Origin of the sequence: Corynebacterium genitalium ATCC 33030 (assembly GCF_000143825.1) — a bacterium.
GTDB classification, from domain to species: domain Bacteria; phylum Actinomycetota; class Actinomycetes; order Mycobacteriales; family Mycobacteriaceae; genus Corynebacterium; species Corynebacterium genitalium.
Window position 1 is genome coordinate 1,187,858 of record NZ_CM000961.1, and the last position, 11,490, is coordinate 1,199,347.

General features: G+C 62.9%; 10 protein-coding genes. 1 reads left to right on the forward strand and 9 read right to left on the reverse strand.

The genetic code is table 11. The features are described 5' to 3' along the window. The 9 genes from HMPREF0291_RS05620 to HMPREF0291_RS05660 all read right to left on the reverse strand — a co-directional run bounded on the left by HMPREF0291_RS05620 (position 1) and on the right by HMPREF0291_RS05660 (position 11,060). Complete coding sequence (locus tag HMPREF0291_RS05620) at positions 1-807, reverse strand: ABC transporter permease (RefSeq protein ID WP_005289264.1); 807 nt, start codon at positions 805-807, stop codon at positions 1-3. After that, positions 804-1,736 carry an ABC transporter permease gene (locus tag HMPREF0291_RS05625; RefSeq protein ID WP_005289267.1) on the reverse strand — a complete coding sequence of 311 codons (933 nt, stop codon included), beginning with the start codon at positions 1,734-1,736 and terminating at the stop codon, positions 804-806. The genes HMPREF0291_RS05620 and HMPREF0291_RS05625 overlap by 4 nt, the downstream gene beginning before the upstream one ends. Continuing rightward, entirely contained in the window at positions 1,733-3,214 is a 1,482-nt protein-coding gene (locus HMPREF0291_RS05630; RefSeq protein WP_040423556.1) for an ABC transporter substrate-binding protein, read from the reverse strand. Before HMPREF0291_RS05630 ends, HMPREF0291_RS05625 begins: the two co-directional genes overlap by 4 nt. A 43-nt stretch (positions 3,215-3,257) precedes the next feature. Then, positions 3,258-4,052, reverse strand: a complete 795-nt coding sequence (locus HMPREF0291_RS05635; protein WP_005289273.1) for a GntR family transcriptional regulator — start codon at positions 4,050-4,052, stop codon at positions 3,258-3,260. Positions 4,053-4,140: 88 nt separating this feature from the next. Beyond that, positions 4,141-5,148 carry an LLM class flavin-dependent oxidoreductase gene (locus tag HMPREF0291_RS05640; RefSeq protein ID WP_005289276.1) on the reverse strand — a complete coding sequence of 336 codons (1,008 nt, stop codon included), beginning with the start codon at positions 5,146-5,148 and terminating at the stop codon, positions 4,141-4,143. A 239-nt stretch (positions 5,149-5,387) separates the two neighbouring features. Next, positions 5,388-6,818: a branched-chain amino acid transport system II carrier protein gene (gene brnQ, locus HMPREF0291_RS05645; protein ID WP_005289278.1), complete on the reverse strand. Its 1,431-nt coding sequence runs from the start codon at positions 6,816-6,818 to the stop codon at positions 5,388-5,390. Positions 6,819-7,076: 258 nt separating this feature from the next. Next, entirely contained in the window at positions 7,077-8,147 is a 1,071-nt protein-coding gene (locus HMPREF0291_RS05650; RefSeq protein ID WP_005289282.1) for a phosphotransferase, read from the reverse strand. A gap of 4 nt (positions 8,148-8,151) precedes the next feature. After that, the gene (gene treS / locus HMPREF0291_RS05655) at positions 8,152-9,909 is read right to left on the reverse strand and encodes a maltose alpha-D-glucosyltransferase (RefSeq protein ID WP_005289284.1); all 1,758 of its coding nucleotides are present in this window, start codon (positions 9,907-9,909) and stop codon (positions 8,152-8,154) included. Positions 9,910-9,926: 17 nt separating this feature from the next. Further along, positions 9,927-11,060, reverse strand: a complete 1,134-nt coding sequence (locus tag HMPREF0291_RS05660; RefSeq protein WP_005289287.1) for a MalY/PatB family protein — start codon at positions 11,058-11,060, stop codon at positions 9,927-9,929. A 62-nt stretch (positions 11,061-11,122) separates the two neighbouring features. On the opposite strand from HMPREF0291_RS05660, the gene HMPREF0291_RS11560 reads away from it, so the two are divergent. Continuing rightward, positions 11,123-11,490, forward strand: a 368-nt coding sequence (locus HMPREF0291_RS11560) for a terminase gpP N-terminus-related DNA-binding protein (protein WP_415750640.1), incomplete at its 3' end; no start/stop codon positions are given.

Consider the following 11,490-nt stretch of genomic DNA (forward strand, 5'->3'; position numbering starts at 1 on the left):
TCATCGTTTCACCTTCCAGGCGGTCTGGAGGCCGTCGCTCAGCAGATTGAGCCCAAGGACTGTCGCCGCGATAGCCAGCCCAGGCCATAGCGCAAGGTGGGGTGCGGTGGCCAGATAGGCCTGGGAAGCCTGCAGCATCCTGCCCCAGGAAGCGTACGGGGCGGGCGTGCCCAATCCGAGGAAGGACAAACCGGCCTCAGCGAGGATGGCCAGCGCGAGCGCGACGGAGACCTGAACAATGAGGATCGCAGCGATATTGGGCAGCACGTGCCGCCACGCGATGACCGGGCCGGGCACGCGAGAGACCCGGGCGGAGAGAATGTAGTCCTGCGCCATGACCTGCAGTGTGCCTACCCGCGCCACGCGTGCGAAGCCGGGGATGCCCGCGATGCCGATCGCCAGCACCACGATCCACATTGACGCGCCGAACACCGCGGTGAACACGATGGCCAACAGCAAAGCGGGGAAGGCCAACAGCAGGTCGTTGGAGCGCATGATGAGTGTCTCAATCCAGCCGCGGGACATGCCCGCCCACATGCCCAGCGGCACTCCGATCAGTGCTGACAACGCGACCGAGCCGAACGCGACCAGCAGCGAGATGCGGGCACCGTCCATGATGCGGCTGAGCATGTCGCGGCCGTACTGGTCCGTGCCCATCCAATGGGTGGCGGAAAACGCCTCCAGTCGCTGTTCGGGGTTCCCTTGGACAGGGTTGTACGGCGTCCACACCAGCGCGATGAGCCCCAGCGTGACGACGATACCGACCAGCACCGCGCCCACCCAGAAGGTCGCAGGGAAACGTCTCATGCTTGCCTCCTCAAACGCGGGTCGACCAGCCGGTAGAGCAGGTCCACCAAGAGAGTAACGGCCAGGGTGAACACGACCAGCAGCATCATGATGGTCTGGACGGTAGTCAGGTCGCGGGTGGCTACAGCGTCGAGAAGCATCGAGCCGACACCGGGAATGACAAAGACTCTTTCAATGACGACGGCGCCCACAATGAGCGTGCTCATCTGGAGACCAGCAACGGTGAGTACCGGCAAGAGCGCGTTTTTCAGTGCGTGCCGGTAGAGGGCTTCGCGCGTGGACAGCCCGATGGAATGTGCCGTGCGCACGTAGTCTTTATCCATTTCTTCTGCGACGGCAGAGCGGACGTATCGGGTGAGGATGGCCGCTTGCACCAGCGTCAAAGACACCACTGGCAGCACGAGGTGGGAGAGGAATTTCCCGAATCCCGCATTCGGCGGCGACCAGCCGTTCGCCGGGAGCCAGCCGAGCCACACGGAAAACACCGCGATCGCGAGGATGCCGGCAAGGAAGCTGGGCACAGCAATGCCAATCTGCGTCAGAGCCCCGAGCATCGCCGAGTTCCGCCGCGCCAACAATGTGCCCAGCGGGATGGCGATGAGCAAAGAGAGCACCATGGCGGACACCGTCAGGATCAGCGAGACCTGCACCCGGTCCCACACCAGGGGAGTGATGTCCTGCTGGCTGGACAGGGAGACGCCGAAGTCACCGGTGAGCAGGCCACCGATCCAGTCGAAGTACTGCACCACAAGCGGCCGGTCGGTGCCGAGCTGCGCCGCCAACGCCGCGACATCCTCGTCCGTTGCGGTCACGCCGAGCGCGATGCGCGCCGGGTCGCCCGGAACTGCGCGCAGCAGCACGAAGATGATCACGCTGGCGGCGAACAGCATGAGCACGAACCGCAACAGAGCGAGTCCGATCTGCTTCATTTCTTCTTCACCCCCGCTAGGTCGAGACCGTCAGTGACCACGTTCGGGTCTACGCCGGTCACTCCGGGTGCAGTGACCACGATGTTCGGGGCATTGACCAACGTCAGGGCGCCCACGTCCGCCATGATGGTGTTCACCGCTGCCTGCATCCCTGCGACCTGCTCTTGCTGGTCACCGGCGTCGGCGAGGGCGAAATCCTCGCGTACCTTTTCAGAGTCGTAGCCGAGGTAATACTCCGGATTGCCGAACAAGTTCTGCATGTCCCGCGGCTCCACGTGCGCGATGAGCGAGGCCTGGTAATCCGCCTGCTTGAGCACTTGACCCAACCACACGGCGGGGAACTCGACGGTCTCCAGCTTCACGTGAAAGCCGACATCGGATAGCTGCGAGAAAATCAGCTCCGCCGCGTCCTGGGCGTAGGGCAGCGAGGGGATGGTCAGTGTGATCTCGGGTTCGCGGCCGGCAAGAAGCTCGCGGGCTTTGTCCGGATCAAAGGGATAGTAATCCTGCCCCGTGAACCACGGGTCTGTCGGCGGTACGGGTGCGCCACCGGTGTCGGTGGCCATCCCAGACCAGACGACGTCATTGAGTGCGCGTCGATCGATCGCGTAGGCTACCGCGCGGCGCACAGCCGGGTCGTCGAAGGGGGCGCGCCGGTTGTTGAGGCTCAGTACTACTTCGCCGTTGGTGGTGCCCACCTGAACATCGAAATCGTCGGGAAGCGTCTGCAGCAGCTCAGGGGCCTGCAGCGACCACACCACATCCACATCGCCGACGCGCAGTGCGTTGACCGAGGAGACCGCGTCGGAGAAGTACCTGATCGCAGCGTCCTGCTGTGCGCCTTCATCCCAGTAGTCTTCGCGCGCGTCGAAGGAGATCGACTCGCCCACCGCGAAGTGCTTCACGGTGTACGGGCCCGTGCCTACAGGTGTCGTGGCCAGCGCGTCAACACCGCTCGGCGTCATCATGGCGCCCGTGAGCGTGCCCATGGACCACAGCCAGCTATTCGACGGCGCGTCGAGTGTCACCTTCAGCGTGTGCTTATCCGCAGCCTCTGCCCCCACCACCGGGTCCATCTGCGCCTTCAAACCGTTGGTCCAGGAGTCCTTGACGTAGTTGATGGAGAACGCGGCCGTTTCAGCAGTGAACTCGTCCCCGTTGGAAAAGGTCACGCCCTCTTTGAGGTGGAAGGTGTACTCGGTTCGGTCATCGCTGATGTCCCAGCTCTCGGCGAGGAACGGGGCGGGGTTGCCGGATTCGTCGATACGCACGAGCGTTTCGTAGACATTGTTCATGAGCGCCTGCGGAATCGCCGCGCCTGATGTAGTGGTGAAATCGAGCGACTCGGGCGCGGACGTGGTGCCCACGACGACGCTGCCGGGCTCGATCCGCCCCACGTTTGTGGCTGTGCTGCCTGCGGAACACCCTGCTAGTGCCCCTGCTAGGGCAAGAGCAGCAGCGCACATGACTGGTTTCATAGGCGCTGAGGTTACCAAAAAGTTAACAGGGGGTCTTGTTCGGCTAATTGTTATATTCACCGTAGTCACCAGGCTGCGTGCCCGGATCGATGATGCTGAACTTCACCGGCACCGGCCCGCCGCGGACATTCGACATGACCAAGCGCATCATGTCGCCGCGGAAGTCATACTCCGCATACTCGATGTGCTCGCCCTGAAACGTCGACGCGCGCAGTTCCACGTGCCACAGCGGAGCGCCTTCTTCGATTTCCAGCAACGTTGCCTGCTCCGCAGTCGCTGTGGTGATCTGGCCGATGCGCACAGCGTTGTCGGCGTTGATCCCGTGCTGCGCCAAGATCTCGTGCACAGACTCGTTGTCTTCCGACATCGCGAGCAGTCGCTCACCGATCTTGAACGGAAACACCAGACGCTCGATCACGGCGGGCACACCGTCTGCGGAACGCACCCGTTCGACCTCGACAACCGGGTCGCCCTGCTCAAGCTGGAGGGCCCGAGCTGTACGGTCATCAGCCGGTTCGCGAGCTATCCGCAGGATTTTCCCGCCGGATGTGCGGCCTTGCTCCTTCATCAGGGCAGAGGCGGATAGGAGAGCGTCGAAGCTGCTTGTCGACGGCGCGAGCAGAACAATGGAGCGGCGTCCGCGGCCGGAGGAGATCAGGCCGTCGGCACGCAACGTGGCCACCGCTTGGCGCACCGGGCCGCGGGAAGAATCGAACTTCTCGCACAGCTCAGCTTCGGAGGGAAGCGGATCGCCGGGGGCAAGTTCGCCGCTTTGGATCAAATCTTGGAGGTACTCGGCGATTTCCTCGTGCTGCTGCCGGCGTGAAATGATCCCCACTCCTCTTGATATGCGTTCATCCGAATGTGTTCAGCGGCCTTTACTTTAATGAACTGCCCATGAGCGTTGTCGACAGGGTCAGTGCCCGCTAAGCCCACGCATCCGAGAGGATCTCCATCGAGCGCAGCGACTCTTCGTGGGTGGGGGACTGCAGGGAAATCATCAGCTCATCGGCTCCAGAAAGCTCCTGGAACTGCTCCAGATAATCGGTGATCTGCTCGCTTGTGCCCTGGGCCGTGTAGCGCAGCATGCCCACGATCTGCTGGCCCTGCGGCGCGTTCATCACAGCGTCAAGCTGTTCCTCGCTCAGCACGCGCCCCTGGCGACCCAGCAGCGCGCGGACACGAGCACGATGCACTAACTCCGTTTGCCGCGCAGCGTCCTCTTCGCTGTCCGACGCCGTCACGTTCACCGCCGCAATCACATACGGCTCCTCGCAGTACTCGGAGGGTTGGAAGTTCTCGCGGTAGTACTTCGTCGCCTCCACCAGGTGGGTCGGCGCAAAGTGCGAAGCGAACGAGTAGGGCAGACCGATCTTCGCCGCCAACGAGGCACCGAACATCGATGAGCCGAGAATGTACAGCGGCACGTTCGTCCCGGCGCCCGGAACTGCTGTCACCCCCGGGATGACGGGTTTGCCGGCCAAGTAACCCTGCAGCTCCAAGACGTCGTTGGGGAAGTTGTCGGCGGCGCGAGGGTCACGCCGCAAAGCAGCGCCCAGCGTCTGCTGATCCGTGCCGGGCGCGCGGCCCAGGCCAAGGTCAATGCGGTCCGGGTAGAGCTCGGCGAGGGTGCCGAACTGTTCTGCAATGACGTACGGCGAGTGATTCGGCAGCATGACACCGCCAGCGCCGAGCCGGATCTTCTCCGTCTTAGCAGCGATGTGGGAGATCAGCACTGCCGGAGAGGACGAGGCGATCGACGGCATGTTGTGGTGCTCGGAGTACCAGACACGGTCAAAGCCCAACCGTTCACCCGTCTGGGCCAATTCGACCGACCGCTGCATGGATTCACCTGCGGTCTCGTTGTCGCGCACGGTGCAAAAGTCGAGGAGGGACAGGGTTGCTCGCGTGGAAGAAGAACTTGACTGATCCATGCTTGGTACAACGCTGTGCGTCGCCGATCATTCCCAACCTTGCGGACGGTTGTGAGGTCAGTTTTGCGGAGGGCCCAGGTGACCGATCAGGGGAATTCTGTGCTGAGCATGGACAGTGGAACTGGGTTGCTGCGCGAAGTGGTGACCGCGAAACGAGCTTTGTCAAAGAGGTAGCGGTCATCGGAAGATTCAATCCGCCGAAATCTGACGAAGATGCCGGCCGACGAAGAGTGGGTTCGCTAAACGCGCTCTGCGTCTGCGGACTCAGTCACCGCGTACGGCTCCTCGCCGTCGACGGTGCGCTGCGTGCCGATCTCCATTGGAGCAGCCGGGCGTGCCAGGTCGATGATCACGCCGATGACGAAGGCGACAGCGGTCGGCAGCAGCCAGCCGAGGTCGTACGCCTGCATCGGGGACCAGCTGACCAGCGGGGTCAGGGCGTCTGCAGCCCAGCCCAGACTGATGAAGGTGGAGATCAGGGACCACGCGACAGCAACCCAGATGGGCAGGAAGAAGCCCCAGCGCAAGCGCGTGCGGGAGCGGAAGAGCGGCTCGATGAGCGTCACGAAGATCAGCGCAATGGCAGGCGGGTAGAGGAACCCGATCACCGGAGCCGCGACAGCCATGACGAAGTTCAGACCCTGGGTGGCCATGATCGCAGAGGCGACAGCGAAGATGATGGCCCAGGCGCGGTAGGAGCCAGCGACCTGCTCGGAGAAGTACTCTGCGGTGGCGGTGATCAGGCCGATCGCGGTGGTCATGCAGGCCAGCACAACGATCAGGGCGAAGATGATCTGGCCGGGCTTGCCCATTATCTGCAGGGCGGCGTCAGAAAGCAGTGGTGCGCCGTTGTCGTACTGCTCGGCGTTCGGCATTGCGCGGCCGATCAGACCCAGGCCGAGGTAAATGAGCGCGAGCATAATGCCGGCGCCGAGACCTGCGAAGATGGTGCCGCGGACCAGCGGCTTGCCCTCGCCCAGGCCCTTGAAGCGCAGGGAGGAGATGATCACGATGGAAAACGCCAGGGCAGCGATGGAGTCCATCGTCAGGTAGCCCTCGAGGACACCGGTGGTGTAGGCGTTATTCGCGTAATCCTCGCTCGGAGTGTAACCCTGGTTGGTCATGGTGAAGATCGCGGTGCCGATCATGATGATCAGCAGGATCACCAGCGCCGGGGTGAGGAACTTGCCCAGAGTGTCGGTGATCCGGGTGGGGTTCCAGGACAGAGCCAGAGCAATGCCGAAGAACACGATGTTGAACAGCGCACGCGGAACAGTGCCCTCCCAGCCGAACACCGGTGTCATGGCCACCTCGAAGGAGACGGCACCGGTACGCGGCAGAGCGTAAAAGGCGCCGATGGACAGGTAGGCCAGGATCGGGAAGATGACGCCGAAGAACGTGCCGGCGCGCTGCGCGAGGTCACGGACGTTTGAGCCGGACAAGGCAATGGCGATCACAGCCAGCACCGGCAGCAGAGCACCGGTGGTGAGGAAGCCGAGGATCGCCGGCCAGAAATTATCGCCGGCTTGAACGGCCAACATCGGCGGGAAAATCAGGTTGCCCGCACCGAAGAACATGGAGAACAGCGCCAGCGCGGTGACCACAACAGCGGTCTTCGAAGCACCGCCCTGTTCTGAGCCCTTCGCTGTGCCGGTAACAGCAGTAGACATAACGCCTCCCGGGGGAAAATGAACGAATTAGTAGGGGTTACCCTAGCATTCCGCCGGCTGGGATCAAGATCCTATTGCATGAAAACCGTCGTGGGTGCCCCTGTTCGTACCCGTTCTCACACATGCGAAAGACCGCATTTTCGTGCCGTTGAAAACCGCTTTCCGTTACCCCGGGTCGAATGTGACGCAGGTGAAACCAGTTACTTGACACGTGGACGGCACGAAAGTGACTGAGCTAATGCTTTTCGACGCCTCCGTCTAACCCAGCTCCCTGATCGCCTTCAGCGGGATATCCACCCAGTCGGGGCGGTTGTTGGCCTCGTAGACGACCTCGTATGCAGCTTTATCGGCCACGTAGGCAGCCAGCAGCGCGTCCATGTCCGTGCCGTACCCCGCGAGGAGATGACCCGTGTTTCCAAGCTCCGCGTACCCGAAGGATCGCACCATTCCCGCCACGTCGCGCAACGCGTGGTCCGGTTGGCGGCGCTGCTCCAAAGGGCGAGCGGGCTCGCCCTCGAAGTCGATGAGGTACCAGTGCCCGGTGCCGGTATCCGGCTCCGAGGCAGGAACGTACAGTGTCTGGCCGAGGTGAAGGTCGCCGTGGATGCGTTGGACGGGCAGGTCACCGTCGGGAATGCGGGAGTAGATCTCACGCAGCGTTCCCTCGTGCGCGCGGAGCTGTTCGGCCTGGTCGACCAGCTCGTCGAGGTGCGCGTTAAGGGAGTCCCGAATCTGGCTGGCCGGGACGTTGTCCACGGCGAAGGCCGATGCGAGAGCGTCGTGCACGGTGCGGATCGCCGCGCCAAGGGCGTGGGCGTCCGAGTCGCTGAGTCCGTTGGTGGTGGCGAGTTGGAAGCCGTCGCGTCCGCCGTCGATAAGCTCCTGCGTCATGGCCAGCGTGCGACCGTCGCGCACGAGGTGACCGCGCACCCCGGCGACGTGCGGGCAGTCCGCGATGCCCGTGAGCAGCTCGACGTCGGGGTTGAGGCCTTCTTCGAGCTTGCGGAAGACTTTGAGGATCCAACGGTCGTCCACGACGAGCGATGTGTTGGACTGGTCCGCGCCGAGCGGGCGGGCGGAGCTGCCGGACATGTCGCCGTGGACCTCGCCGAACTCGGCGAGCCCTTCGAGGTACGCCTGTGCGCCGGCGTCGGTGTGCAACGCGTCCTTGTCATCGGCCACGAGGACCTGGTAGAAGTCCGTGGTGGCGCCGTGCTGAACGTCCAGGATCTGCCACTCGTAAGAGCCCAAAGGCACCGAGGCGGAGACGGTCTGGGAATCGATCGGTTCCGATTTCGCGCCGTAGAAACGGGTCGCGTGCAAGTCCATGCAACTACCTCCAGGAGACGTCGAACCAGAAGTGGCCGTGCGGGGCGAGGGTGACCAGCCAGGGCAGCTCTCCGATCGCGGGGAACTCGACGTTGCCGGACAGCTCGCGCGGCACCACACCGTTCAAGTGCGACAGGCGCATTTCCACTGGCTGCGGGCGGGAACTCAAGTTGTTCACGCACAGGATGCGCTCGTTGCGGCCGGTCTCATCGTTGTACTCGCGGATGAAGGCGAGGACCTGCTCGTTGTCGTGCTGGACCTCCTGGTAGTCGCCGCGGCCGAAAACCCGGTACTGCTTGCGGATGTGCACGTGATCGCGCACCCAGTGCAGCAGCGAATTCTCGCGGCCCATCTGTGATTCGACGTTGATGGCTTGGTAGCCGTAGGTGTCGTTGCGGATCGCCGGCAGGTAGAGCCTTTCCGGATCGGCTCGGGAGAAGCCGCCGTTGCGGTCAGCGTTCCATTGCATGGGGGTGCGCACGCCGTCGCGGTCAGGCAGCCAAATGTTATCGCCCATGCCGATTTCATCGCCGTAGTACAGGAACGGCGAGCCCGGCAGTGACAGCAGCAGGGCATGCGCCAGCTCGAGGCGGTCGCGGTGGCCGCCCAACAGCGGGGCGAGGCGACGGCGAATGCCCACGTTGGCGCGCATGCGCGGGTCGGTGGCGAAGTTGGTGTACATGAAGTCGCGCTCGTCGTCGCTGACCATCTCGAGGGTGAGCTCGTCGTGGTTGCGCAGGAAGATGCCCCACTGAGCGGTCTCGGGAATGTCCGGGGTTTCGCGCAGGATGTCGATGATCGGTTGGGCCCGCTCTTGCCTGATGCCCATGAAGATGCGCGGCATGACGGGGAAGTGGAACGCCATCTGGCACTCGTCACCTGTGCTGTCCTCGCCGGAACCGAAGTACTGCACCACTTCGTTCGGCATTTGGTTGGCTTCGGCGAGGAGGAACCGTCCCGGGTATTCCTCGTCGAAAATCTTGCGGACGCGTTTGATGAACTGGTGGGTCTCCGGCAGGTTCTCGCAGTTCGTGCCCTCGCGCTCGTAGAGGTAGGGGATGGCGTCCAGGCGGATGCCGTCCATGCCCAGATCCAGCCAAAAGCGGATCACGTCGATCACAGCATCCTGCACCGCCGGGTTGTCGTAGTTCAGGTCCGGTTGGTGGGAGAAGAAACGGTGCCAGAAGTACTGCCCGCGCACCGGGTCGTAGGTCCAGTTGGATTCTTCGGTGTCGATGAAGATGATGCGGGCTTCGTTGTACTTCTCCGGGTCATCCGTCCACACGAAAAAGTCGCCGTAGGGCCCGTCTGGGTCGCGGCGGGACTCCTGGAACCACGGGTGAGTATCGGAGGTGTGGTTGATGGGGAAGTCGGTGATGATGCGTATGCCGCGTTTATGTGCAGCGTCGACAAGCGAGACGAAGTCGTCCACCGTGCCGAACTCCGGCAGCACCTTACGGAAGTCGCGGATGTCGTACCCGCCGTCACGCAGCGGAGAATCATAAAACGGCGGCAGCCACAGGCAGTCCACGCCAAGCCACTGCAGGTAGTCGAGCTTCTCCTCGACACCGCGCAGCGTGCCCGAACCCGAGTCATCCGGGTCATAAAAGGCGCGCACGAGCACCTCATAGAACACTGCGTCCTTGTACCACTCCGGGTCCGGCCGCTGCCACGGCTCGTTTCCGGGAGCGGGAGCCGGCGAGGCGTACTCGCTGGCATCAGTTTCAATGAGGTACCCCTGGGCGTCCATCTGTTCGTCCATGAGCTCCGAGGTTAGCGTCAGGAGCGGATCGCTGCAGACATGCGATCAACGGCCTCGGCGAGGATCTCCGGGCTGGTGGCAAAGTTGAGGCGCGCGTGGTGCTCGCCGCCGGAGCCGAACGTCGCGCCTTCATTGAGCGCCACCTTCGCTTTTCGACGCAACCAGCCCGCCGGCTCCTTCTCATCCCCAATCGCCGTGCCCGCGAAGTCTAGGAACATGAGATACGTCGCTTCTGGTCGGGTGAACTCAATGCCCGGGATGGCCTCGGGAAGAGTCTCGATGAGCCAGTCGCGGTTGTGCTCAAGCGCAGCGAGTTGGTCCTCCAGCGCGGGCGTGCCGAGGCGGTAGCATGCCTCCGCTGCGACGATGCCGAGCGTGCCGGTGCCGTCTTTGGCCACACCGGTCAGGCTGTGCCAGGTTTTCACGTCCTCGTCGTTGGAGAAGATCATCTGGGCGCACTTCAGGCCGGCAATGTTCCACGCCTTCGATGTGGCCGTCACAGTGATACAGACGTTCGCTGTGGTCTCGTTGATGCCGGCGGCGCAGACGTGGGAGTGGCCGGGGTAAACGATGGGGGCGTGAATCTCGTCGACAAGCACTCGCGCGCCGTACTTATCCGCGATGGCGCACAGCTGGGTGAGCTCTTCTTCGTCGAACGTGTAGCCCCACGGGTTGTTGGGGGCGGCTAGCAGGATCGAGCCTGCGCCATTGCGGAACGCCGCGTCGATCTCCATGAAGTCTAGGCCGCCCTTCGCACCGACCTCGACCATTTCACGGCCGGCCGTCGCCGGGATCTCCAGAAACGGTGGGTAGGAGGGCACCGGAACGATGACGGGAGAGTCCGGCTTGGTGAAGTACTGAACACCCAGCAGCATGCCGCGCACAACATCGGCAACTGGAAAGACCCGCGCCGGGTCAGGCCGCCAGCCGTAGCGTGCAACGTAGAAGTCGCTCAACGCGTCGCCGAGCCTGTGGTGTGCCGGGGTGTAACCAAGGGTCTCGTGCTCCACGGCGTCCTGGATTGCGCGCTTGACCGGCTCAGCGGTGGGGAAGTCGGATTCCGCCACCCACAGCGGCAAAACGTCGTCGCCGAACTGGGTCCACTTGCGGGTCCCGCGGGTGCGGAGGGTCTCAAGGCTAGGGAATTTCATAAGGTCCAACTTAGGGTTAAACGACAAAAGGGGATGCGGACGGAATCTTGGAGGATTCCATCATGAACCGCTCATACACCAAGGAGCAGCGACGCAGAGCTCTGCAGGTTTACAAGCGCACTCAATCGGTGACCAAGACCGTCCGTGAACTTGGTTATCCAGGGCGATGGACGCTGTACAAATGGTTGCGTGAACCCGCCAAACCTGGTCGACCCCGCAAACAGTCAAAAACATTGACCCGCTACCCGTTTGAGGTCAAGCTTCGTGCTGTTGAGCTCTTCAACGCTGGTTGGAGGCCAGCTGACATCGCTGTGGAATGCGAGCTGCGCTCAAAGATGAGTGTCTATTCTTGGGCACAACGCCACCGTGAAGAGGGAAAATGGGGGTTTGATGTCGAAAAGAGAACGCAAAGAGCACACTCGCATGCCCA